This is a genomic window from Alteromonas sp. 4NH20-0104 (assembly GCF_057547795.1).
In genome coordinates, this window is the sequence record NZ_BAAJLP010000027.1 from 57356 (window position 1) to 83673 (window position 26318).

The following is a 26318-nucleotide window of genomic DNA, read 5'->3' on the forward strand; positions in this document are numbered from 1 at the left end:
AATAAAAATCACAGCCCCTATACGAGGGTATATAAAACGCGACCTGAAGCTATTTTACGGCCTTTTTGCGGAATCATTATCGCCTCGGGCAACGCATAATTTAAGCCTTAATGAAAAGACTAACCCTATGACACAAAACAGCTTTAATGCTATTCACTTTTGCTATTCTGAGCGATATTAAAAAAGACAGGCTTTAATCATATTCATCCGCACAATCAGGTATACAAAAAAATAACCTACAGTGTGAAAGAAAATTGAATAACGGCGGTTGAGACACTTAAAAATGCTAAAAAGTACGATAAAACAACAGGATCTAATAAAAAATGGTGACCGGGGTTTTCCTGAGCACAACATTCTTACTATTTTTGCTCACAGGTGAGCGAAGTAATCTAAAAAGGAGTGTTTTTCCCAGGGGTCTATGGCACGATAAATGACTCTCGCAAAAATTAAATAATGCACAGTACGCACTGAAGCAACCCTACACGACAGGAGTAATGCATGAGCCCGGATATTCTGGAAGAGATCAAAGCATCCATCGCGGTAAAAGAAGCCACATTACAGGATGAAGCACTGCTATCTCAACTTAGCGACCTAATAGATGCATGCCTGACTTCATTGCAACAAGGCGGTAAAATCATTTTCTGCGGAAACGGCGGCAGTTTCGCCGACGCACAGCATTTATCTGCTGAGTTTACGTCCCGCTTTCTGTTCGATCGGGCGCCACTGCCTTCGTTGGCATTAGGTACCAACAATTCCGCCATCAGCGCCATTGGCAACGACTATGGCTATGAATTCGTTTTTTCCCGGGAGCTGCAAAGTATCGCTACTGAAAAAGACGTATTTGTGGGTATTTCTACCAGCGGCAACAGTCCGAATGTGATTGCTGCTGTGGAAGTGGCGAAAACAATGAACGTTACTACCTATGTATTAACCGGTAAAACCGGGGGTAAGTTAAAAGCACGGTGTAATTGCCTATGCATTCCTTCGCCAGATACGGCACGGATTCAGGAGTGTCATATTCTGCTCGGCCACATATTGTGCGGACAGGTAGAAAAGCGTTATTTCAAAGGATAAGGTAAAAGACTGACGCGCTAATTCAGTTGATACTCAATAAAAAAGCACCGTAAGGTGCTTTTTTATTGAGCGTTTCAGGTAACGCCGCCGTTAATCCAAAACCGGCAGGCCGCTGGGGACTTCAGCAGGGATCATTTCCCCCCTTTCAAAGCTGTTCCAGTCGGTGAGTGCTTTCAGGAACGCCATAATATCATCAACCTGATCTTCGCTCAGGTTTGCAGGCTGCAATTCATTTGCGTCAATGACATCCTGACGCAGCACCAGATCGTTGTAGCCTTCCAGATCGGTTAATTCAAACTCTGCATGTTGAGCCACGACTAACTGACTACCATCATAATTTTCCAGTGCTGTAAGCGGATCCAGATGATGTTCAATAACGCCTCGTAAGGTTGCGTAGGCACCATCATGGCCATAAGGTGCGGTTAGCCATACATTTCGCAGGGATGGTGTTTTAAATTTCGCCCAGTCCTCGGACTTACCGGTACGTTCAGCACGCCCCCTATCCTGCAGCGGAAAACGGAACTCTGGACCAGGACCTACCTGAGGCATAGCAATCCCATGGAACCCCTGATCGGTTTGAAATTTGCCACTGTGACAGCTTGAACACCCAGACTCGCCATAGAATAAATTCATACCGCGCACTTGTTGTGCGGTGAGCGCATCGGTGTTGCCGCGTAAGTAGTCATCAAAAGGGCTGTTGTCACTTCTAAAGGCGACGGCCTGAAAAGCGCCGACAGCATTGGCATAGTGTTGAATTTGCATATCCCCGGCACTCAGAATTTCGCCTGGATAAGCATCCATAAACAATTGCACATACAGCGGAATCGCTCGTAAACGTTGCATATAAACGTTCCAGATAGCCGGAAAGTTTGCAGGCCCGATACGGGGTCTGACCACAGAAGACACCTCATTATCGCCAATTTCCCCCATCATTTCCGCGAAGTTTGTAATTGGAAATAATGATTGTCCGGCTAAAACGTTTTCAATATTACGCGGTGTGGCACGACCTGACGGCAAATCCAAACGTCCATCACTGATCTGATGAATCCCATTCCAGTTCATTTTGATGAACTCTTTGGCGCCAAGATTAAACAGGTGTGGTGCATGCCGGCCAATTCGGGTGGTCACGGCTTCCGCCCCTTCACCAGTGGTGCGGTAACGGCCAAGGCCACGACCACCTTCGCCGATCCCCAGAGACAAACCATCACCACTGGTGAGCAGTGGGTTATGACAGGTCGCACAGGATATGTTTTGGTTACCGCTCATGATTTTATCAAAAAACAGCATATTCCCCAGTTTAACCTTAGCCTGGGGCGGGGCGCCGTTATCGTAATAATCGGCATCGGTGACCGGTTCAGGAAGTTCCTGTGCCTGTGCGCTACTTAACGTAACGGATATTCCCAGAGACACAGCTAACAGTTTCAGTATATCGGTATATCTGACCATAAGGTCTTCTCCTTGTGTTCCAACCCATTGCACTTACTGCTGTGCACTCAGAGTGTTTCTTGTTTTTGTGTTTTATTGCTTTTGTAAAATTAATGCTGCAATATGGGGACCATAATTTACTCAAGTAAATACAGCCATTTATAACCTCAAGTATAGAAAGCAGGCACCAAGCTGAACAAAAAAGCATCAACCTGGTGCAAGGCCACTTGCCTTACTCGCGAATTTGTATTTCTCTTATAAAAGGATATTCCCGGGCCGGGTTTGCACCGAAATCACGGCACCAAATGCGTAACAGGTAGGTTCCTGGCTCTTGCAAGGTCCCATTACCCGAAGTACCGTCCCATTCGTAATAGACATCCTGCGCACCTTGTTCGCCATCATAGCCGCCCCCCAATTGGGTTCTGACCAGCTCGTTTATGGTGGTGAAGCCCGATTCATCGAAGATGTAAATAGTAACAACCGCACTTTCAGTAATGTGAAAACCGATGCTCCCTGCTGTACCGGCACTGAGATCCACGTCGACAATTTCCAGGTTTTCCACTTCCACCGGTGTCATATCAATGACAATATCAACGGCAGATTGCGCCGTACTGCCGTCATCTGACTGAATAAACACATTAAAGGTATAGGTCCCTTCCGGATACGAGGTGCCGTCTTCAAGCAAACCATCCCATTCGATGGTGGTAGACGCACTCTCACCGGTCTGAGAAAAGATAAGATTGGCATCACTGTCGAGCAACGTCACTTCCCAGGGTAACGACTGATTAAAAGTAGCCGTTGCAATGGCAATATCCGTTCTGCCATCATCATTCGGCGAAAATGCCTGTCGGTCTGTTGTAAAAGTTACGATTTGTGGAAGTCGCTCAGGTGAATCGACACTATAAACCCGAATAGTACCGGTTCTTTCGATTGGTATTCGCTCGGGTGTGTAGGCGGTTATTACGTAACTGTACTCTCCTTCACTCACCACTTCCCCGTCAGCATTTCGTCCATCCCAGAAGTAATAAGTACTGGTTCCGGTGCTGGAAATATTGACGACACTGGCGCCCGTATTTGTGTAAATCGCCACATTCGAGACCAACGAATCGGAGAAAGCAGCAGCGAGCATTACCGTTAATTCAGCCTCAGGGTCAAAGAAACCGGGAACGTCACTGATGTCATTCACTAGCGGGATAGCACTAGTGCCGTAAGACAGTGCAATATCGAAAGAGTCATAACGGTTATCATCCCACCCGACAATAAAGTTGTTATTCTCATCGACGTCCGAATCGATAACCAGCGAACCGTTATCACTCGGTGAAATCACCACCAAATCACTAAATGTTTCGCCACCATCCTCAGACTCCACATACACTGTTTCATAATTGCCCGTGGTGGTATCTGACCAAGCCAGAAAAACGTCGCCGGTGGGTCCGACAGCCAGAGAGGGGTAAATAGACGTCCCGCTGTTAGCCGAAATATTTCGTGACTCGCTAAAAGTCTCGCCGCCATCGCTTGATCTCATCATTAGGATATCGGTATTCTGATTTAACAACTCCTGATCCCAGACAATATAAACAATATCGCCATAGGCCTGAATATCCGGTCGCTGGATTGTATCCGGCGAAACATAAAGCTGACGGGGCGTTTCGAACGTTTCGCCGCTATCGGATGACGTTACATAAATCAGGCTGTCCTGTTGTGCCCAGACTATTCTTACCAGACCACTGTCACTTACGGTTAGCGCAGGTTCAACAATCACGTTTGTTCTGTAACGCAACGGGCTGCTAAACGTTGCGCCATTGTCTGTGGAGCGAATAATATTGACCGCGGTATCCGATGACCACACCACATAGATGACGCCAGCGGCGTCAATGGCTATCGTAGGTTCGTTACTTGCCTGAGCTGAATTTGAAAGGTTCGTTTCTGGATTAATGTCATTGGCGTTACGGGTTGGGCTGATCTCAAACACGCCTGATTCTTCGTTTTGCTCAAGGATCAGGTAATAAATATCCGAAGTATTGGTTTTAGTATCCTGCCAAACCACGTGCACACTGCCGTCAGGCGCAACATCAATGTCTGCACGTTGCGCCAGACCGATGATTTCAGATCGTGAGTTTGAAAGCTTTATGACTGTCTGCTGTTCAAAACCATCAACTTTAACTGCGGTATAATAAACTTCGGTTGCTCCTTCGATGCCGGTGTTATCATCCCAGACCGCATGATAGTTGCCGTTATTATCAAACTTAATGGCAGGCCGCAGAGTAAGACCGGGGTTATCCGATAAATTTACCGGTTCAAAGAAGTTAACTCCCGGTGAGCTTAAACCGGTATCACAAACGTCCCCCTGGCCATTTCCATCTTCGTCTTCCTGCTCGGGGTTGATATCAATCGGACAGTTATCTGTTCTGTCTGATACGCCATCGCTGTCGCGGTCACAGGCATCGCCCAGACCATCCTCGTTGCTATCGGCCTGATTAAAATTAGCAGTAAAAGGGCAGTTATCGAGTTCGGTTGGAATCGAGTCACTGTCTACATCACAGGCATTTCCCACCCCATCACCATTAGAATCTACCTGATCGGGATTATCCTCAAACGGGCAATTATCCTCTACGTCCAGGATCAAGTCTGCATCGGTATCCTGGCAAGCATCGCCGGGGTAAGCTTCATCGCTGTTCAGCTGTTCGGGGTTTGCAACATCCGGGCAATTGTCGATGCTATTGAGAATACCGTCGTTGTCATTGTCACAGGCATCACCAATGCCGTCACCATTGGCATCCAGCTGATCAATATTAGCTGTTGCCGGGCAGTTATCATCAATACTGCGAATGCCATCACTGTCTTCATCACAGGCGTCACCGATTGCATCGCCATTGCCATCGAGTTGTTCAGGGTTGAAGGTTGCCGGGCAGTTATCCACGGTACTTTCAATACCGTCACCATCAACGTCACATGCGTCCCCCAACCCATCACTGTTGGTGTCCAGCTGGTCGGTATTGGCCACCAGCGGACAGTTATCAATGTCGTCATCGATAGTATCGTTATCATTGTCGGTATCGCACTGATTAATAATGCCATCACCATCCTGATCGCCCGCACCAGGATTCACCAGGGCTGAACAACGGTTCGCTTCGGTATCTTCTACCGAATTCCCTTCTCCGCAACCCGCCAGTAAGGTTACGCAAACAACAAGCATGAGAAAGACGCTATAGATTCTCACTACAATTACTCCCTGGTTTTGCACTGCTGCGATACTCAAACATCCTTATCAACGCTCCCAAAGATACAGGCGACTGTCGTAGCTTTCGGCAACAACCCGCATATTCTGATTAATAAAATCCAATGTGTCGGCATCGATAATCCGGGTTAAACCGTCTACCGGGGCTGCCACAAAAAACACCCGGTCGTGTCGACTCAGGACATCCTGAAGTTCCTGTTTATTTCGTAACACCGGGTTTCCGACAAATTTATCCACGTAGTAAGGGCGCTGTTTCACCGTGTCATATACCACCTTACGGTCGGTAATGGTTTGTACAAAATAGTCGCCTTTGTTCTCTACATAGTGTTCGGTGAGTAACGGTATCGAAGTAATGAGTACATCTGAACTGCGCCAGTATTGAGAAAGTGCAAGCGACACTGACCGTCCGTCCATGCCTGCCAGGCCCGGTCGGTAATCCACCCGCATAGCATCAATATTGCCACTCATCAGGCGGTAGAGGTGCAGTCCACCAGCGCCGGCAGGGACCACTAACACCCACATAATGAGAGCGGCGGTGAGCGCGCCCTGAACGCGGAACACCTTGCCGCTTATGCGCTGACACTGGCGTTGGATCAGCATCAGCAATTTAACGAAGACAGCCGCCACAGCGAGTAAAAAGACCGGCAGTACGAAATAAAAATAGTGGGCATTGTAGTAGCCCAGCAGATTGGTTAACGACAGATAAGCCATCACTACAAACAACACCACAAAGCTCAGTTTGCGGTCATAAAACATAAATATCAGTCCCAGCAGGAAGAATAAGCTCAGTCCAATGTGGGTTTCGGTGAAAAAGAAGTTATTGATGTAATACCAGGGCTCATAAGACGGCTGGGTGAAAGTCAGTTTGGGCGTAGCCAGGTCACTCTTACCAAAGCCCACCATAATGAAGGGCTCCTGGAGCAGCGAACGGCGAATCCCCTGGGCCGCTACCACAAAAATAATTAACACCGCCGCAATCCACAGGTTCAGCTGAAAGAACCAGCGCCAGTCCTGCCAGCGTATTACCAGGGCCACAAAAGCCATAATTGGTAACACCAACCCTGAACCTTCCCAGCTCAGATAACTGCAGGCAAAAGCCAGTGCCGACAAGCCTGCGAGTTTAAGGGAAATCCGATCGCTGGCGAGTAACCGGTAAAACGCAATTAACGCGAGTAAATTAAAAAATTGAATTTGCGACGGGTGAAAGCAATTTTTCCCCCAGTATATTGCCCAGGGCGAAATAGCATAGAGCAAGCCAGCCGTTAAGCCGGTTAACCGGCCAAACCAGGCTGAACCACAATACATGATTAACAGGCAGGTTCCGGTACCAAAGAGCACGGCAGGAATACGCAGGGCAAAGTCACTGTATCCAAACACGTTAACCGAAGTGGCGAGGAAATAAGGCACTAATTCATAGGTGGCCAACTCGACTTCCATACCTCCCACCATTAAATACGGATAGCCGCGCTCCACTACGCCTCTGGCAAAGCCCGCAATGGTCGCTTCATCCACGGTAAGCGCTTGTTGTTCGATATTCTGCAAGCGCAACAGCAGAGCCACCAGGGCTACGACAGCACTCACGACATAGAAAGCTATATGACCCAGTTTGAACTGACTGGCGCTTTTCCACCCTCGGGGAATTATTCCACTCGTGTGCTTATTCACCGATGCCGCCTGTTCAACGAGTACCGCAATAACCATCAGCATCCACACAATAAGCATCAGGTGTAAGGCACTTACAGAGAATATTTGCCGCGCATCAAACCGCACATCCTGAGCCACAAACCAGGCCGCAATTAAACATAAAATGGCAATGGCATTGGCAAAGCAGGTACTGGTTAGCTGCGTCAGCAGCCCCACTCCCAACAGCCTGAATAGCGGCGCAACAAGCAGGATAAACCCCACTACAAGGGCCCCCTGCAACCAAGGACCGGCTTGTGCCACCGCCGGCGGCGTAAAGGCATCGGTTACCGTGTAGGTATAGGTTTGTGGCACCGCCGGGGCTGCCATATTTACCTGCGTCCGCCCGGCTGTTGACTGAATATCATCCAGCGCCGAATGACTACTGCCGCCGCCGCCTCGAACTTGCCAATCGGCACCAATAAAGGTTGTAGACACCTGATAATCATTTCCCTGAATAAGCCCTCCCGCCACCAGCGGATCGACACCATTATTCATGAGATTAATTTCTATACTGTTTTCGCCATCGCGCAGACGGGGCAATACCGAATTCAAGTGCAGCTGCGCGTCGGAGGGCGGATAGACGCCGCCACTAATACCATTAATCACCACCTCGTAAGGTACATCAGCGGCTAGTGCCAGCCATACCTGCCCGGTTGCCGACTTGTCGTAGCTAAAGGTGGTTGAGAGTGAAACCGACCAGTGCTGAGAAGCATTCAACACGAAGGACGGCGGACTGGGCAAGGCAAGCAATACCTCTGGTGGAATAGCCACCTGAGTTAACCGGTTTTCACCAGCTACCCTGCTCGAACGTGTCCATAAGGCGTCATCGTAGCCTTTATCGAACCATTTATGACGGGTCGTGGTTTGCGGATATAACGCCTGGCTCTGCACCGTAGGATCAGAGAAAAATGTTTGTCGCTGGCCAAGCGCGTCAATAACGGTTAACTCGTATCGCAATGCTACCCTTGCCGGGAATGATGAGCGGTGCAATTCAAACGCCAGAATGTTATTGCCGGTTTGTAACTGACGGCTCAAGTCCAGCACGGCGGTAGCCTGTAACGAGCGACTTTCGGCCGCTTTAATAGCCTTGCCATTAACGTAAAGTTGCAGGCTGTCAGTACCGGAAACCTGCAGCACCGCCCGTTGTGGTGCATTATCCAGCTCGATGGCATGGCGAAAGTATCCATTAGCGCCCTCAGAGGCCGTACTAATCCACTGACTTTGCGACCAGTTCAGTGACTTGCGGGGATTTGCCGCATCGACTGACTGCAGGTAGCCGAACAAAACTGCGCTAACCATCAGGATGATAAGTGTAATGCCACTCCACCAGTGCTCTGCTTTCATCATCCCCCCTACGTACCACTCAGGCCTTTAACGGCCCGGTAGTTCTTATCGCTATCTAAAGCAATAGACTGCTGATAGGCCTGGCGGGCCTCTGCAGGGTGACCCAGTGCGCTGAGACAATCGCCTTTTGACGACCAGACGTCAGCCGATACTGAGCGGTTTTTGGTGCTTTGCAATAATAGTTCTGCGGTGCTCACGCAAGACGAATACTGACGGGTTTGCTGATAAATTCGCAGTAGCGCCGTTTGTCCTACCAGATTACTACTAATTGCCAGCGACGATTTAAAATGACTTTCCGCCAGTCCCCATTCGTTGCGCCACAGATACAACAGCCCCGTTCGATTATAAGCGTCCATGGTGATCCGTTGCTCAGTTCTGATGTGGGCATTTACCAGTGCCGGCTTAATATTGTCCTGTTGATTAGTGCTATTTAACCCCGCGGCACTGGCTGATAATGCATTAATATCGGTGACTTCGCTAAACCGACCGGCGCTGAATCGTTGTTCCAGCTGATAAGCTTTCGCCAAAGGCGTGGCCGGCCCATAAATTGAAAAGTACAGGTAAGAGTGCAATAGCGTAAAACCCGGTGAATAGGTGAGTACCGGGTCCAGCGTCACCGCTTCATTGAGTATACCGATAGCCGCCGCAGGCTCCCCATTGTTAATGGCACGTACGCCCTGATTGAGCTTCAGATAGGCCAGCGATACCGACCCTATCCCGGTTGCAAAAAACGTTGTCAGGGCAAACAGCACTGCCAGCAAGCACGCAATCAGTTTGCGCGGGCTGCTCACCAAACAATAAACCGACACCATACAGCCGATCAGGATACTTAACTTGGCCCCCCACCCCAAAATCCCCAGCGAAGCCCTGATGCGGTCGGTGAAGTGGTAAGCGTCGAAGGCCAGCGCCGTTTCTACCGAACGCCCGGCGTTGGGAATAGTGTTTAACGCCAGAATGTGTTGAATATCCCGAAATGACTGGCTTTCAGTGATATACAGCTGAATACGTTCGCCATCGAGCAGACTAACGGAAAGGGCAAGACAAACCATAAACGCCGTTAAGCCATAGCAAATCAGTAAACGCAGGGTAAACATGCGCAGCGCCGTGGTTAAAAAGATCAATGCGATCAGTCCCAGCACCACCAGTTTAAACCGGCCGTTCTGGGCAGCCGGCTGCAAATCTGCCAACCGATACTCACCGGTCAGAGGCATTCCCACCCAGGTCCCCCCACTGCCAACCAGTATTAATAACGCAGCCAGTAACAATACCGGGTGCTGCTCGATGAAGCGCCAGGGTTTTGTGGCCGTATGCAGTCCGGTTTGCAGGTAACTGAGAGCACGCATCCATTAACTCCCGGATGCCGAATTATCGGCCAGTGGAGGAGCGCTCGAACGCTCTGTTAGCAAGCGGATGACCCGCTTCACCTCTGCCGGTTTCAACACCCGCAACACAAACAGCCCGGAAACATAACTTACGACGTAAACCACTGAAAAAAGAATTTGTTCGGCTACGCCCTGAGGCGGCAACTGATAGGCCACCCAGCTTAAAGCCGCACACAGCAACACAGGACGAGCCAGTTGAGTTAACCAGGCATAGGCCAGTTGTACGCGGGATAAAAACACAATACACAGCAGAAAATAGCTCAGCTCTCCGAGTAACGTTCCCCAGGCTGCGCCGGTTGCGCCCATCCGGGGAATAAGCAGCACATCGACCAAAGCGTTAACGATCAGGCAGCTCATTGCCGCCAGCAAATAGAAGCGTTGCTTACCTAATGCCATAAACACATAGCTGAGCAACATATTGACAAACAGGCCAATTATGGCAAATGCGAGGATCCGTAAAGCGGGCACCGCACTAACAAATGTCTGGCCATAAAAAAGCTCAATCAGGTTACCTGCCGACACAAACACATAACCACACAGCGGAATGGATACCAGTAAAAAACCGGTCAGGGTTAACGAGAAGAATACCGGTAGTTTATCCGGCTCTTTGCTGGCCATTCGCGACATAGCCGGGAACAGTGGCAGACAAATAGCAAACGGGATCATATCGACAACCTGAACCACTTTATACGCCGCGCTGAATAACCCTACGGCACTGGCAGTTGCCAGTACGCCAAGCAATAGCGTATCGACCTGAAGGGTTAACCGGCGTATCACCATAGACGCGCCAATGGGCACTGCATCCTTTAACAGCTGCCAGGCAAAAGCGAAATCGCGGCCGAAACCAAAGCGTATAAACCTGGCTCTGACTACCAGATAAAAATAAGCATACTGACAAAGATTGGCCACCAGATATGCGGTGCAGATAGCCAGTAGCGAAGAAGAGAACACAGACCAGTGATAGAACAGGTAAATGAGTCCCAGTAAAATAACCTTATGCACCACAAAGCTGATGGCGTTGTAGCTCATTTGCTCAAAAGCCCGGCAAACCGAAGAATAAACAACAGAGTGATAGGTAGCCAGAACAGCCACGCCCATAATAATAGCCGCACTCTGTTGCTCGGCGGTAGTGAGACTAACCAGTGAGATCAGGGTGACCAGCGCAAGGATCACCGCCGATAATCCCCACGCCAGGGTCAGCACATTACTCATGATATATTGTGCTTTACTGGTATCCTTTGCTACTTCGCGAACAATTAAATTGGTTAACCCAAAATCGGCCACCAACTGACAAACACTGGTGATCGCCAGGATGTAAGAAAACACACCAAACTGCTCTACCCCTAATAACCTGGCCGCCAACAGAACGATAATAAAACTCAGCAGTCCGCCAACCCCTTCGCTGGCAAACACCATCACCAGGTTTTTGAGTACACGCCCGTTGCCTGCCATCACTTATCTCACTCAGACCGACAGGTTTGATTGCTGAACAACGACGCATCGGCATATTGCATCCACGCCTGATTGTAGGCGGCGAGTAGATTCAGCTGTGCAGTAATCTTGTCGTCTTCTGCCTGTACCAGTTCATCAAGTCCCGACAGGCCGTTCTCAACCCTCTCGTTTTCGCTGGTCAGCATTTGCTCGCGACGGGTTAATTCCAGTCTGGCAACCTCAATTTTGCTTTTCGAGCTGGCCAAATCGCCGGCAATGTTGGCCGCCTGCAGGCGCTTTATTTTGCGCAGGTAGTCCAGCTCTGAATCAATAGCCGTAACCGTTTTTCTCAGCGCCTTCGACTCTCCGTAATTACTGGCAACGGCGCCGAGTGGGTACTCTATGGTTAAGCCTATTTCACTGTAATCTTTGCGTAGTGCATTGCCAAAGTTATCCCCGGTACGTAATTTTACGTACAGGCCAAGGGAGGGTTTCAGCTTGCCATACTGGGCGTCGAGCTTGTCCTTTTCGAGCGCCAGTTTCGACTCCAGCAATGCAATATCCGGATGCGCCGACACCAACCGGTCGAGGTCATTCATTTGCAAGCGCCGCTCGGTAATAGCCGCTAACTCTTTAAAGCTCTGCTGAGGTTGTGCATTTAATAACTCAACATCGCGCTGCAACATAAGCAGTAAAAACTGATAATTGACCTCTCGCTGGCGAATAGCATCGTCAAGTTGGTCCTTAAGACTGGCATAGGCTGCACTGGCAGTGTAGAGGTCGTCGGTAGTGCTCACCCCGGCCTCTACTTTGGTTTTCATGTCATCCAACTGCTGCAGCCGTTTTTCAACTAAAGGCAGCAAAACGTCCCGCTGGGCGCTGTACATCATAATATTAAAGTAATACTGGCTTACTAACGTCAGCGCTTCTCGGTGAGCGGTGCTCAATTGAGAGCGGGCAACCGACAGCTCAGACTCAGCTTCCGAATTGGCCAGTGCAGATTCACCCAACCATTTCCCTTCTTCATAAAGCCCCCAGTTCATATCAACCTTGCCTTGCCAGGCTTCGCCTTTTGAATAAAAGTTAGGTTGTTCAGGGTCCTGCACCGTGCCTTCCTGAACCGCAAAGAAGCTGGTGGGCTGACCTTTTGCGGCGTAGACGTCCAGTCCTACGGTCACGTCGGGCATCCATTTGTTTAACTCGGCATTCTCTACCCGCTGCCTGGCAGCGTCTAACTGTAACCGGACATTCGCTGTCATATCATGGGCTTTGCATGACATGTCAATCAACTGCTCGTAACTGTTAACCGGCACGGCAGCCAACGCTTTAATCGACAGACAGCTAATGAATAATAATAAATACTTAGCTCGCATTACCCATCTCCACACTGTCTCCCTCTTTAAGGGCTTGCTGGCCTACCACCACGATGCGATCGCGTGGGTTCAATCCCGAGCGAATACCGACATAGCCCTGCTCGTAACCAATAATGGATACTTCTTTAAGATGTGCTTTTTGGGATTTGTCGATAACAAATACAAAGCCACTGCGACCATTACTGCCAAGCAGAGCAATGGCCGGGATTCTGAGGGTATCCGCAGAGCCACTGGCTAATTCGATGGTAGCAATGCCGCCCATTCCGGGGCGCAAAATCAGATCAGGGTTATCAACTTTGGCATAAACAGAGACCGTATCGCTGATCCGGTCAACTTCATAACCCAAGCGCAGAATTTCCGCAGTAATAGTCCGTTCCGGAAAGGCATCTAAAGACACGCTCACTGGCTGCCCCAGCGACAACTCACCAAAATAACGCTGAGCCACTTTGGCTTCTACATAGATAGGATTAGTCACACTCAGCGTAATGATTGGCATAGTCATACGCACCTGAGTATTTTCGAATGCTGACACCGTTGTTACCACGCCACCTACCGGCGCTTTTAACTGAACCTGTGAATACTCAAATTCGGCTTTCTGCACTTCATACTGATTGTTAATCAGCTTCGATTTGGCCTGTTTTTCTGCCAGGGTAGCTTTTGTAAACTCGTCTTTACCAACCAGGTTCTTAGCAAACAGTGATTCTACCCGGCTAAAATTCCGCTGGGCCTCCTCGTACTCTTCTTCGGCAATCTCGGCAACAGATTTAGCCAGCTCAACTTTGGCTTTGAGCTGATCTTCATAAAAGCTCACCAACACATCGCCTTTCTTAACCAAATCACCGACCTGCACACGCACTTCACTGACCATGGCATTCGACCCCGGATAAATGGGCAGCTCCTGATTTTCCACCAGTGTTGCCTGGGTCACCAGGGTCGCTTTAACCGGTGCCGCTTCAACTTCGATCACCTTCACCGGTATGGGCTTGTCGTTATCCCTGGCAAAACTGGCACTGGTAGTACTGAGGTGTGCTGAGATGATATTTAACGCCCAGTTTCCCAGGATCACTAACGCCACAATCAATACCACCAATAAGGTGACGGACAAGCGTTTTTCTATTTTCTGGTTAGCGCTGTTATTTGCTGCCATAATTCATCCCACTCACTTTAATCTGGCTGGCACCAGACTCATTAAAAAGCCGTTTATCTGCTGCCTGAGCGCTGGCGAGAAATACCAGAGCGCCAGTGCAAATCCGCCAAAAATCAGGGTTTCCCGGGTCATCACCCAAACGTTATGTAACGATAGGAGCTCCGCCATCGATGCGTGATTAGGTCCAAGGAAAAGCGTTACGGGTGCATGAATTCGCTCCATATTAAATGGCCACAGAATAACAATGCCAAAACTGGGGTTAATACCGGGATTAGGCCCGGTGAACCAATCAACGAACACATGGCTCAATAGGGTGGCAGACACCATGGTGGCCATCACCCGCCCTTTACGCTCTTCAACACCGGTTATCCGGGCAATAAGCCAGAATGTCAGGCCGCAGAGCAGAGCAAACATAATTGAGTGGGTTAACTGACCGTGTAAATAGTGGTGATGCTTACCCAGTAGGGGCCCTACCAGCAGATCGAGATCCGGTGCATTCGCTAAGAACACCGCCGCGAAAACCGATCCCACGGTGAGTGGACTAACCCACTTCGGGCTAACCAGTCGACCAACCAATAAACAATCTATGCCACATAATGCGTGACCAAGTGTACTAGCCATAACGTCTCTTCTAATCCTGTTTTAAGGTGCTGCTAAAAGTTGCTATTTCATGCTTAAGCGCGGTGTTTGCTAAATCGGCACTCCATACTTCGAAATACTTTGCGCCCAGTTCTTCGGCTTCCTGCATGGCACTTAACAAACTGCCATTGAGCAAGCGTTCGGGTTGTCGGGTTTGATTGCCAATCATCTGAATATTACAAAACGAAAACTCACAGGCATTCTGCAAAATAGGGTAAAGCGCTTCGTTCCAGCGCTGTGACTTACCGCTCCACCAGGCAGAGAACAAGCCAAATCGCTTACCATAGTGAGTCTTACCGTATTCATAGACCCGGCGTGCAGGTTCAACAGAATCCAGCACCGGGTGTATTTCAATATCGATGGGCGTATTTGGAAACGCCGTGGCGAAATCTGTAATGACCTGTTGGATGGCCTTCACGTGCTTATCTTCGGTGTAGCCAGCGTCATGCCATGGCCCCTGAGCCGCGGTTTCCGGACGACTCCCGACCCGCTCTTCGGGTAACTGCATTTCAAAACCATTTTTTGAGGCATGGGTGATATGTACCAGTGATATTACCGGGTTATCAGCATAGCGCTTGCCCAGAGACGCAATCAGTTTGCCCCAGTAAGTGAGATAAGTGGGATCCCAGGGCAAAGGAATAGTTTCCTGCCGGTTCCCCCGGCCTGAATAGCGCGTTTTAAACTCGTAGGAAAAGGCTTTCGCGCCTTGTTCGTAAAGCCATTGAGGAGTGCGAGGCCCATTCAATACGCTTAACGTCACCTGTTTATTATGCTGACGGGCCTGGCTAATCAGGCTGTCGATGGCAGAAAAATCGTAGCTATCCGGCGCCGGTTGTAACTGATCCCAGCCGACTCTGATCAGGTTTCCGGCAACGTGCTCTTGTGCCAGTACGCGGTCGCTTACCGTCGGTCCGGAGCTGACAAAAATCCCAGCCGGAGCAGAAACAGACGGTATATTCTGACTGGCTGGATCAGGAATATCCTGTTGGGGGTGAGTAACAACCGGGGCATTACCACTGGCTGGCTGCTGGGTTGTTGGATATTGCATATTGTTGCCATGACAGGCGGATACCAGTAATAGCAGTGCAGCAATACACCAGTACAGTCGACGGTTGGCGGAACGTTGACTAAATACCATTTTCATACATTGCTGTCCGCAACAGCCGGCGAACAGGCCGGCAGAACCGGGAAGTAATGTGCTGGTCTTGCGGCCAGTCGCTGATAATCTTCCGGGATCCCCATATCGATAAACGGCCCCGCCGCCGCCACAGTAGCCACGCCTTGTGCCAGTAAGCCGGGCATAATAGCCTGCTCAAAGGAGAAGCTATCCGGGCCATGATAATCAGCAAAAATATCACCAGGCAGGCAATATACGCCCGCATTAATCCAACCTGGCCGGGTTTCGGGTTGTTTCTCGTGGAAAGCGTGCACACACCCATCTTCGCGCAAGCTAACTTCGCCATAGCGACTGATGTTGTCCACTTTGGCCACCACCATGGCCATATTGTGCTGATTTGCTGCCGCCAGCAGATCAGCCAGAGGAAAATCACAATAGCTGTCACCATTGAATATCAGGTAACGATTATCCAGGTGAGTATTAAAACAAAACTGCATTGCACCGCCAGTCCCCAGAGGTTCTGATTCAACGACCAGATCCAACGATAAATCTGGCAGCCGTGATTTCTGGCTGACGATAAATTGTTCAAAATGGGCAGACTTATACCCTACCGATAAAATGAATTCGCGCAGCCCCTTGGCATACAGAGCATTGAGCATATACGCCAGATAGGGCGTGCCCTGAATGGGAGCTAAAGGTTTCGGCACATCACTGACAACACTGCGTAACCGGGTCCCTAAACCGCCGGCAAGAATAATGACTTTCATTGACCCCTCCGGTTACTCAACATCAAAATTAAGGTAATCACTGGTGACCCCCCGGGAGACGATTTTGGCCGGAATACCTACCACAGAGCAGTTGTCCGGAATTGAAGTCAGTACCACTGAATTGGCGGCAATCATCACGTTATTACCAATTTCTATATCGCCGAGAATTTTAGCGCCGGCTCCCACAAACACGTTATTACCCAGAACAGGCTTGCCCCGTTTGTAGTAATCCGCACCAATGCAAACATTTTGATTGACCGTAAGGTTGGTTCCTGCCCGGCGAGGGTCAAGTTCGATGCCCGCAAAGTTATGCAGCACCAGTCCTTTATCGATATCAGCCCGGGGGTTGATTCGGCAGTCTGTCGCCAGTTTTACCGGCACCGAGAGTCCTCGAAACAACATCAGTAACAATGAACGAAGCAGAGGAATACGCAAAGCCATAAGCTGCTGCTCGCAGCGATATACCATTACAGCTAACGAGCCCCACTGTAGTGTCATCTTAATGTATTTATTTACAAAGTTATCGATACGCGTGTAGTGGCGGCGTTTGCGGCGCAGGTCGATTCTTAACGCATCAAAACCCGATAGACTATTCTGCATCAATGACTCTCCGGCGCTCGATGAAGTCGATTCGCGTGTGCTGCTGACGACGTTCTCCCTTGCGACGTTCCAGTATTTCCTGAGGCACCGGTGCCGACTGCTGTTGGCGCTTATCCCAGAATTTCGGCTGATAACTATCCCGAATATATTGTTTTAATAGTGGCTTTCGGGTTTCGAAGTCGCGCTCTATCAGCATGTCGTAAATAACAGCGATACCTCGTGCGAGAACCTTCCATTCATACAGTTCTCCCAGCGTTAACCGCGCCTGCTCGGCAACGTACTGCGCTTTGTCCGGCTGATCCAGTAACATAGCAATTGAGTCGGCAAACTCTGCCACATTGTGATCTTCCGCCAGCACTGCGGTTTTCATATGGTGTAAGCCTTTCGCTGCGCCGGTAAAGCCCGCGATGGGAATATTGCCACACATGTAATTGAGAATTTTTACCGGATGGCCGGGGCAATCCGTTCGGGGCAGCGTGGCTACATCGGATAACGCCAGATAATCGGGTAACTTTTCAAGTTCCAGCCCTTTTACAATGTCTACCACTTCGGCAATATCCAGAGACTGAATCTGTGATTCAATGCTGTCCAGATCCTTTTGATTGGCGATATTCGACGCCAGTATGACCTTGAGGTTTGGATACCTTGGCTTGAGCAAATGGGTGGCGTCCAGCAAGTAATCAATGCGCTGAAACTTGTCCAGACTGCCGGTGTAAATCACTATTTGCTGGTCTTCGGTGTACTGGTATTTTTCTCTCAGTGCCTGCTTGTCGCGCGCTGAAAACATACTGGCATTAACCCCTGCCGGCAGTACCTGGATTTTGTCGGCCTTAACACCAACCTTTACCAGATAGGCCTTTAGCGAATCCGATACCGCCGTAACATAGTCGCCCATGAAAGGAATGGTTTTATCCAGAAAACCCGCTAGTTTAAGGGCAAACTTTTTCGACCAGATAAAATCATAGGTAACCAGTTCGTCGACCATATTGTTGACCGCGTTGTACAGCATCGGACGACGGGTAACGACTTTAGCCAGCCAGCCTATGAGTGCGCCTTCATAATTGTGGGCATGGATAACATCAATCTTGTAACGCCAGATCATCCAAATCAAACGGAACACCATTAGCGGATCGTAGACAAACTTTTCCAGTGTTGGTCCGACAGTCACCTTATTCTTGTTGAGGAAAGGAAATGACACGCGATGAATCTTTGGCCCGACAACCGGAATATTTTCCTGAATCGGATAGGTCAGGATATGCACCTCATGCCCCAGTTCTACTAACGCTTCTGACATTTCTCTGATGGATGCAGGCGAGCCGTGGTTAGCTGGAAAAGGGCACGCCGCAACCATCACTACTTTATGTTTTCGGGATTCATCCATGACTGACTGCAACTTCTTTGTTAACTACCGGATGCGGCTCAATTACCGTGATCGCAGGCATTGCGTTCACTTTGTCATTGAAGCCACCGTACATTTTCTCTAACCCTGCCACTATAGCTGGCGGCTGATCGCGCCAGGATGACTTGCGGGTACACACCTCAAAAGGCTTCGCACAATCAAAGAAAGCCAACACGTCATCAATTGACGTTGCGAGTTCTTCGTACTTAATAAGGATTATCGGATGTTTGGTGAGCGCCGGATTCAGCCAGTTATCGAGTTGACGCTCGAGATGAAACTCATCGATACCTCGCTCCAGATAAGTCTCAATAGACATATTTCTTAAGTCTGTTGCGGGAGTTGGGCTGTTAGCATTCATCGCTTTAGCATGCATTGACTGATAGCCCCGACGGAAAACAGACAGTACGCTGTTATAAGGGTTACCAAACACATAACCGAGTTTGATTTGGGTTTCGTCGTTGTATACTGCCGGTGAATAAGCATGTTCACGCACGGTTTTATCGGCAATTGAACCAATATGCCTGGCCAATGCCGTTGAGCCTACGCCCCCCATTGAACAAAGTGCCACCGAAGGGCCTCGAAAAATCATGCGACGCAAGGCAGGCACCCGGTTTAATAAGGACACAACGCCATCCAGTTTTAACGATTCCATATTTGCGTATCCCTGCCTAGTAGTTGAGCTAACCGGGTTTGTTCCTCAGCAAAGTAATCAACAAGCTTCTGACGGCTGGCTGAGTCCATCTCGGGTAGCGGTTCTGATTTGGCATTTAACTTTCTGACAAACTGCGCAAGGCCGGAACGCTTCAAGCGTTCAGCAAACCCGGTGAGGCCACGTTTAGCCATAAAACGGTAGGTTCTTACCAACACGTTTTCTAATTTCAAAAACCGGTAATTCACGCCCTGGTTACGCTTTTCCTCAACGCCTTCAGGCAAAAAGTCGATGTTTTCTACGCCAATAAATTCAAATATTTGTCGGTAGCATGCAGCCAAATCGTGCTGCATTTCTTCCAGCACCAATACCAGTATGTTCCCTTTTGGAAAATGCTCGTAAAACGGCGCCAGGTAATCGGTGTAATAACCAAACTTTAATTTATCCTGATCGCGGATGTATTCAGAAAAAGGGTAATCCCGACTCACATCGCCTTTGCGAATAAAGTGTTGGTAATCGGAATAGGTTCTTTCCACCGGATCGCGAACCATGGCGATAATCTTCGCGTTAGGGAAATGCTCGTATATGCGTTCAGCGGCCAAAGGGTGATACATGTAGCTGATCGAAAACTCACCTTTAATTTTACCTTCTGAGCCCGCAAACAAGTCCCGGTACCAGGTAAAATCCTGTTGTTCATAGAGATCACCAAAATAATGTATCTCTTTAGGATTGCCGTTGAACACCTCGGGATGCTGTATAATATTTTCGTACAGCCAGGTAGAACCACATTTGCCGGATCCTACGCCAATAAAGTCAACTTTAAACTGTTCCTGAGACATCTAACTCTCCGACTCATCTGGTTTTCGTTTAATCCGCGCGGGGTTTCCCACGGCCATGGTATTTTCGGGAATATCCGTTAACACCAGGCTATTTGCTCTGATAAGCACGTTATCGCCAATAGTCACTTCGCCTAATATCTTAGCGCCGGGTTCAATACACACGTTGCTGCCAATAACCGGCAGGTTTTTACTGCCACGCACATTGCCCACTGTGACCCCGGAGCCAACCACAAAATTTTCACCGATGGTTTCAGCCAAAATAAACAACCCTCCGGTGCCATTAAGCACCAGACCAGGCTCTATTTTGCAGTGGGCCTGAACGCTTATCCCGGTAATCCCCTGAGTGATAAAAAACAGTGGGTAATACAGCACCTTGCACACCACTTTGAGTGGTTTAATGTCGATTTCGTTAGCATAACGACCAAATCGGTACACACAGGTAGCTAACCATGTGCGACTCAAAAAATGACCTGCGCCACTGCCATTGAGCCCACCATCTGCGGCCCAGGCTCGACGTTGCCCGGCATCAACTTTTAATTTTTTAAACATCCCTTTGAACCTTATGTGCGGGTCCGAACGAGTCCTGCGTTAATAATTATCGTCTTTGCCAGCTAACTTTTCTGACATCCAGTTAGTCTCACGAGAAATTATTCGAGCCGGATTTCCCATTACCGTGCAGTTATCCGGTACATCATTGATGACCACCGAATTAGCACCGATCACCACATTGTTGCCAATGGTGACACTACCAAGCACCTTGGCTCCGGCTGCGATAAGCACATTATTACCAATCTTGGGTGGCTCAGGCTGGCCTCTCAGATGGCCAATGGTTACGCCCTGAAAAACAATCACGTTCTCGCCCATTTCACCTTCGCTGATAAAAATTCCAGAGAAATTATGAATGGTGAAACCTTTGCCTATCCGGGCTTTTGACGGGATATAAATACCAAAGGCTGTCACCACTACGGCCTTTGCAAAAATATAGGGGATACGTACCAGCAGCCTGAGTAAATTAGGGCTTACTGTTCGGGTCCAGTTACCGTACCGATATACAATCGACGCTATGGTGCCAGGCTCAAGGAGGATCCTGATGTTCTTCACAAACCAGCTTTTCTGGCTGAGGAACCAATCCTGCTTAAACTTCAGGTCAGCAGAAATTAAATCAAACACTTTCGTTCACCAATCCTTCAATGTAACCAGCCAGTGCATTGAGTGTGTCGAAGACTTCCGGGTCGAGGCCGTCCGAATCAATTTCAATATCGTAAACCCACTCCAGTTCGACAATCAGCGAAATTCGGTTGATAGAATCCAGGTTAAGCGATTCATCGGCATCGACTTCGCTAAAGTCTTTTTTGACTACCTTGGTAAGGGTTTCCCGTAACGACTCAATAATTTGTGCTTTACTGCTCATAATTCTTCCTGACTAGATAGCTTTTTTCTGAAATAAGCGGATGGGGAATCGCTCAGTGATCTGAATTGCCGGATTGCCGCCAATGTTAATAACATAGGTTCTGTAGATCGCTTCCACGTACTCTGGCTCTCCCTCCTCCTTGAGGCTTGCGCTAAACACTTCGCGGCCGAAATCCACGATTTCGCGGTAGGTTTCAAGGCCAATCTCACGTAATAATTCGCCAATACCGATTTTACCGCCCAGCATTTGCTGCTTTACTTCATCGTCGAGCAATCCCGTAAGCAGGTAGGACGTAGCATACGCATAGATATCAGATGTTTTCGCGCCTTTTAAAATAACGTCACGCTTGAGAGCATGCTCGCCCGTTTTGGCGTTAATAAAGGGAAGGTCCTGGGTGAGCCAGCATTGCTCCTGCATGCGCATCTCAACCTTAATATTTTCCCAGAAGAAAGCTTCAAGGCTTTTGGTAACTGTGCCATCGGTTACCAAAAGGGTGCGCAAGAATGGAGGAAGCGCCTCCATATCCATAGCCGCCTTTTCGCAATTGTGGACAATGCCCCCTTCTATGAAACCGCGACTTCTAAAGTGCTCTTTCAACATAATTGCTTTCCTTTATAAATACTTTCGTAAAATTTTTCCGAGCGGGCTCTTCGGAATTTCATTTCTAAACTCTATGATTTTCGGCCATTTGTATTCAGCGAGGTGAGCTTTACAATGGTCTATCACATCGCGTTCTGTAGCAGCTTCCAGGGGCACGATGACAGCTTTCACTTTCTCGCCGTAATCACCGTCTTTCTTACCCAAAACAACGACTTCACTTACGCCATCCATTGCCAGAATGACCGATTCAACCTCCGCAGGATCCACTTTTAACCCGGCCACATTAATCATTTTCTTACGCCGACCGGTTACATATAAATTACCCTGCTCGTCAAACCTGCCCAGGTCTCCCGTATAATATCGCCCATTCCGGAAGGTTTTCGCAGTTTGTTCAGGCATACCAACATAGACCTTTGCCGATGCCTGGCTGATCACTACTATCTCACCTTCTTCGCCCTGGGAAAGCGGTTTATCCTGTTCATCAACAATTAAAATTTTTACGTTGGCCATGGGTTGCCCAACACTGTTTGCAGGAGCTGCCAGTTTATTCACCGCTGCAGCCCCGGTTTCAGTGGAGCCATAAAGCTGGCGGGGGCTTACTCCGTAGGTAGCGGTAAACGCGTCTATTACCTCGGCCTCTAGCGGCGCGCCTGCAGTGTAAACAATCTTGAGGCGGCTTAAATCTGGCTGCTGTCGAAGACGCATAACAGAGAGCATTTTGACCATGAACGTTGCCGATGGATAAATGCTTATTTGATGACTATCCAGCGCCTTTACGACACTTCGGGGGTTAAACTCGCCTAGCGTCACCACAATTTTGGCGCCACTTAAAATACCGGCCAGTAACACGTTGCCGAAACCATGAGTGTGATGCAATGGCACTGTACATAAGATGGTGTCGTCAGGGGTAATTTCGAAGGTTTCGACTTCCGATTTCCACTCGGCCAGTAAGGCCGAATAGGTTCTCATTACCTGTTTAGAGCCACCGGTGGAGCCGGAGGAGAACATCAGCAGTGCTGGCTGTTCGCCCTCAAACGTGGCAACCCGAGGCAGGGTAACTGACAGTTCCGGAGTAGTGTCTATATACGTAGCGGCTAAACCCAGTGATTCAATTCGTGCTTGCTGACTTGAAGCGTCGCCAATAATGGCCATAGCTGCCGACTTATCAATGTACTGGAACAATTCTGAGTCGGTATAATTCACATTGAGTGGAACCAGCGTTGCGCCCAACCGAAACGTCGCGAGGGTAGCGACAAAAAATTCGATACTGTTCGGGATAACCGTTGCTACAGTGCTGCCGACGGTTACTCCCTTTGCAGCCATTGCAGCGGCGAGTTGCGATGCTTGTGAATTCAGCTCTGAATAAGTAACCGTTTTTTCGCCTGCGCTAAGCGCAACGCGATCGCCATATGCGTCAACTATGTTTAAAAACTGCTGATAAACCATAACTAACTACCACCCAGCCTAGGAAATCTTTGCATAGAGCTTAAACAGCTCTGCAAAAGCTCTGATTATTACCAATGGGTTCGCCCCGGTTTGTTCACCAAGCTGTCGGGGGTAATGTGATACCGGTACGTTGGTCATACTAAAACCGCGTTTTCTTGCCAACGCTAACAATTCGGTATTGACCATTGCTCCGCCCGCCTGAAGATTTATTTCATTGAAAATATCACGGCGGAAAAGCTTAAATGCACAGTCAATGTCTTTCACTTTGACGCGGAATAACAGCCTTACCAAGCTACCCCACGCCCAGGCATTCAGCTTTCGATGCAAGGGATCGGCACGATGTGCTCTGTAGCCCAGCACCATATCGAAGCGATCGATATGTTCGAGGAGTAAGGTAATTTCTTCCAGATCAAACTGGCCATCAGAGTCTGAGAAAAAGATATAGTCATTTTCCGCAGCGCTAAAACCGCTCCGTAAAGCAGCACCATAGCCCTTATTAACTTCATGATGTACTGGCTTAATCCGGCTATCTTTAGCGGCCATGTTGTCGATGATTTCGCCCGTGGCATCGTGCCCGCCGTCATCTACGGGAATCACGGTAACGTTCTGAAAATACTTACTAAATGCTTTAATAGCGTGATTAATAGAATTGGCAATATTTTCTTCTTCGTTATAGGCCGGAAAGATAATTGAAACACTCGATAATTTTTCTGGCAGCTCGAAAACGTTGGAGACAGCAACACACTGAGTGTCACTCTCCTCCATATCCAAAGCAACGGTAGTAGCTTCACTGTTCATAATGGTATCCTTACCCTACACAGCAACATTCAAGCGCTCACGAATGAGCTGCTCTTTTCTTATATTCCGCCAGGATTCAACACCGTCTAATTCAAATTTGAAGCTTTCTACTCTGGCGCCCATTCTCTCGAGTGACTCAACAACCTGACGTTTCCTATTGTTTTCACAGTAAAACATCATAAAGCCACCGCCACCGGCACCACTTACTTTACCGCCTATAGCACCGGCATTCCTTGCTGCTTCGTAGAGTTCGTCGAGATGTTCATTGGTGATTGAATCAGCCATACGCTTTTTTTGCTGCCAGGCTTCGTGCAGCAGTTCACCAAATTCATTAGTACGGCCTTTAAGCAAAAGCCTTTTCATATCATTAGCATGCTGCTTGATCTGATGCATGGCTTCGATATTGTCTGTCTTCTTAGCCTTCACGTTGCTGATTTGATCTTCGATGATATTGGAAGAAAGACGGGATTTCTGGGTGTAAACGAGAATCATATTGTATTCCAACTCTCTTACGACCCAGGGATCCATTTTCAGCCTATTAACCAGTACGCTGTCGCCGTCGAACTCCATAAAGTTAAAGCCGCCAAACGCCGCAGCGTACTGATCCTGCATGCCGCCTAGCTGCTGAAGCTCCTGGCGCTCAATGTCATGGGCAAGACGCGCCACGTCATAGGGACTCATCACCAGGTTTTCTAATTCTTTAAATGCGCTGATGATAGATACCATCATAGCGGAGGAGGAACCAAGACCCGATCCAGGAGGAGCATCATTATGGGTAATGACTTCCATCCCTAAAGGTTTGCTAACTAAATGTTTATAAACAGATTTAACAAAACAATCGTTAACATTGTCAGTTTTTAATGTTGAACTACAAAACTCGGTTGTCGTATCAAAATCATAAGAATTAACAGTGATTGACTCACTATTATTCAATGCAATGCTTGTATATGCATACTTGTTAATAGTGGCATTCAGTACAAAACCACCATACATTGACGCAAAAGGGTTAACGTCTGTACCACCGCCAGCGAAACTTATTCGCAGAGGGGCCCTTGCTCTAAAAATTTCCATCTTCCGTCTCCAGTGTGCTTCATTGCATCCCGACGCAAACATCCAATCAGAAATATTGTATAAAAATGATCTGATTTTTAAGTTGCCGCGTTTTAAGCAAGAGAGTAGACGTACGTCACTACTACAAAATGACTACTGTAAGACGCTAGTTACTCTTATTAGGCTTCTTATATATTTATTGGATTTAAAATCAGATAGCCTTTATCTGATTAAGGCAATTTACATACCAGTACAATTTATTGTGAGGTTTATCCGTAAATACAGCGCTTTAATCGCAAACTGTAAAAAAACTTAACGGTTTAAAATTATAAATTGCACCATTTATGACCAACAGAGTTCAGTCTAGGGCATTTATTGTTCAGACTCACTCAAGCATTGTCATGATTCGTCAGCAGAAAAATTAGTACTTTAGTGCTAGATCTCACCCTTTACCGCACCCTTCACTACGCTTTTAATTGATTCTACGATTGTACAATGGAGATCCCGGATAAGTACTGCGTGCTTTCCGGGATGACGGTGTTGTTTTGGTGAGCGCTACAGTTCTATTTTTAACTCTACGGTTGCACGATGGGGGTCCCGGATAAGCACTGCGTGCTTTCCGGGATGACGTTCTTTCTTTTATTAGCGCTGTATTCGGTGCGCTTTTTAACTCTACGGTTGTACGAGGGAGATCCCGGATAAGTACTGCGTACTTTCCGGGATGACGGTTCTTTGTTTTATTAGCGCTGTATTCGGTGCGTTTTTTAACTCTACGGTTGTACGAGGGAGATCCCGGATAAGCACTCTGTGCTTTCCGGGATGACGTTCTTTGTTTTATTAGCGCTGTATTCGGTGGTTTTTTAACTCTACGGTTGGACGAAGGGGGTCCCGGATAAGTACTGCGTA

22 protein-coding genes are annotated in these 26318 nt (G+C 48.4%); 1 reads left to right on the forward strand and 21 read right to left on the reverse strand.

Going from position 1 to position 26318, the window contains the following annotated elements; translation table 11 throughout:
• Positions 1–498: 498 nt before the first annotated feature.
• Complete coding sequence (locus AC27IB_RS17655; protein WP_487122583.1) at positions 499–1074, forward strand: D-sedoheptulose 7-phosphate isomerase; 576 nt, start codon at positions 499–501, stop codon at positions 1072–1074.
• Positions 1075–1164: 90 nt separating this feature from the next.
• On the opposite strand, the gene AC27IB_RS17660 is transcribed toward AC27IB_RS17655, so the two are convergent.
• From AC27IB_RS17660 to AC27IB_RS17760, 21 genes are all read right to left on the reverse strand, one after another.
• Complete coding sequence (locus tag AC27IB_RS17660) at positions 1165–2520, reverse strand: cytochrome-c peroxidase (RefSeq protein ID WP_487122585.1); 1356 nt, start codon at positions 2518–2520, stop codon at positions 1165–1167.
• Between the two features lie 211 nt (positions 2521–2731).
• Positions 2732–5719 (reverse strand): thrombospondin type 3 repeat-containing protein, encoded by a 2988-nt coding sequence (locus tag AC27IB_RS17665; protein ID WP_487122587.1) that lies wholly within the window; start codon positions 5717–5719, stop codon positions 2732–2734.
• Between the two features lie 48 nt (positions 5720–5767).
• Complete coding sequence (locus tag AC27IB_RS17670) at positions 5768–8767, reverse strand: glycosyltransferase family 39 protein (RefSeq protein WP_487122589.1); 3000 nt, start codon at positions 8765–8767, stop codon at positions 5768–5770.
• Between the two features lie 5 nt (positions 8768–8772).
• Complete coding sequence (locus tag AC27IB_RS17675) at positions 8773–10107, reverse strand: tetratricopeptide repeat protein (protein WP_487122591.1); 1335 nt, start codon at positions 10105–10107, stop codon at positions 8773–8775.
• Between the two features lie 3 nt (positions 10108–10110).
• The gene (locus AC27IB_RS17680; protein ID WP_487122593.1) at positions 10111–11598 is read right to left on the reverse strand and encodes a flippase; all 1488 of its coding nucleotides are present in this window, start codon (positions 11596–11598) and stop codon (positions 10111–10113) included.
• A gap of 8 nt (positions 11599–11606) precedes the next feature.
• Positions 11607–12950, reverse strand: coding sequence for a TolC family protein (locus AC27IB_RS17685; protein WP_296043972.1), 1344 nt, complete (start codon positions 12948–12950; stop codon positions 11607–11609).
• Positions 12940–14097 carry an efflux RND transporter periplasmic adaptor subunit gene (locus AC27IB_RS17690; RefSeq protein WP_296043975.1) on the reverse strand — a complete coding sequence of 386 codons (1158 nt, stop codon included), beginning with the start codon at positions 14095–14097 and terminating at the stop codon, positions 12940–12942. The genes AC27IB_RS17685 and AC27IB_RS17690 overlap by 11 nt, the downstream gene beginning before the upstream one ends.
• Positions 14098–14109: 12 nt before the next feature.
• Positions 14110–14718: a metal-dependent hydrolase gene (locus tag AC27IB_RS17695; RefSeq protein ID WP_296043977.1), complete on the reverse strand. Its 609-nt coding sequence runs from the start codon at positions 14716–14718 to the stop codon at positions 14110–14112.
• 10 nt (positions 14719–14728) lie between these two features.
• Positions 14729–15880, reverse strand: a complete 1152-nt coding sequence (locus AC27IB_RS17700) for a beta-galactosidase (protein WP_296043979.1) — start codon at positions 15878–15880, stop codon at positions 14729–14731.
• On the reverse strand, positions 15877–16620 hold the full coding sequence (locus AC27IB_RS17705; protein ID WP_296043981.1) for a nucleotidyltransferase family protein: 744 nt from the start codon (positions 16618–16620) through the stop codon (positions 15877–15879). The genes AC27IB_RS17700 and AC27IB_RS17705 overlap by 4 nt, the downstream gene beginning before the upstream one ends.
• 12 nt (positions 16621–16632) lie before the next feature.
• Positions 16633–17220: a serine O-acetyltransferase gene (locus AC27IB_RS17710; RefSeq protein ID WP_296043984.1), complete on the reverse strand. Its 588-nt coding sequence runs from the start codon at positions 17218–17220 to the stop codon at positions 16633–16635.
• Positions 17210–18601, reverse strand: a complete 1392-nt coding sequence (locus AC27IB_RS17715; RefSeq protein ID WP_296043986.1) for a glycosyltransferase family 4 protein — start codon at positions 18599–18601, stop codon at positions 17210–17212. Before AC27IB_RS17715 ends, AC27IB_RS17710 begins: the two co-directional genes overlap by 11 nt.
• Positions 18594–19271 (reverse strand): hypothetical protein, encoded by a 678-nt coding sequence (locus AC27IB_RS17720; protein WP_296043988.1) that lies wholly within the window; start codon positions 19269–19271, stop codon positions 18594–18596. The genes AC27IB_RS17715 and AC27IB_RS17720 overlap by 8 nt, the downstream gene beginning before the upstream one ends.
• The gene (locus AC27IB_RS17725) at positions 19259–20107 is read right to left on the reverse strand and encodes a sulfotransferase domain-containing protein (protein WP_296043990.1); all 849 of its coding nucleotides are present in this window, start codon (positions 20105–20107) and stop codon (positions 19259–19261) included. Before AC27IB_RS17725 ends, AC27IB_RS17720 begins: the two co-directional genes overlap by 13 nt.
• Positions 20108–20656, reverse strand: coding sequence for an LbetaH domain-containing protein (locus AC27IB_RS17730; protein WP_296043992.1), 549 nt, complete (start codon positions 20654–20656; stop codon positions 20108–20110).
• 39 nt (positions 20657–20695) lie between these two features.
• Positions 20696–21277, reverse strand: a complete 582-nt coding sequence (locus AC27IB_RS17735) for a serine O-acetyltransferase (protein WP_296043994.1) — start codon at positions 21275–21277, stop codon at positions 20696–20698.
• The gene (locus tag AC27IB_RS17740) at positions 21270–21518 is read right to left on the reverse strand and encodes an acyl carrier protein (RefSeq protein ID WP_296043997.1); all 249 of its coding nucleotides are present in this window, start codon (positions 21516–21518) and stop codon (positions 21270–21272) included. The genes AC27IB_RS17735 and AC27IB_RS17740 overlap by 8 nt, the downstream gene beginning before the upstream one ends.
• Before the next feature lie 12 nt (positions 21519–21530).
• The gene (locus AC27IB_RS17745) at positions 21531–22118 is read right to left on the reverse strand and encodes a chorismate--pyruvate lyase family protein (RefSeq protein WP_487122598.1); all 588 of its coding nucleotides are present in this window, start codon (positions 22116–22118) and stop codon (positions 21531–21533) included.
• 12 nt (positions 22119–22130) lie between these two features.
• Complete coding sequence (locus AC27IB_RS17750; protein WP_487122600.1) at positions 22131–23564, reverse strand: class I adenylate-forming enzyme family protein; 1434 nt, start codon at positions 23562–23564, stop codon at positions 22131–22133.
• A gap of 18 nt (positions 23565–23582) precedes the next feature.
• Entirely contained in the window at positions 23583–24362 is a 780-nt protein-coding gene (locus AC27IB_RS17755) for a glycosyltransferase family 2 protein (protein WP_487122602.1), read from the reverse strand.
• Positions 24363–24377: 15 nt separating this feature from the next.
• Positions 24378–25433 carry a GHMP family kinase ATP-binding protein gene (locus tag AC27IB_RS17760; RefSeq protein ID WP_296044003.1) on the reverse strand — a complete coding sequence of 352 codons (1056 nt, stop codon included), beginning with the start codon at positions 25431–25433 and terminating at the stop codon, positions 24378–24380.
• Positions 25434–26318: the final 885 nt, after the last annotated feature.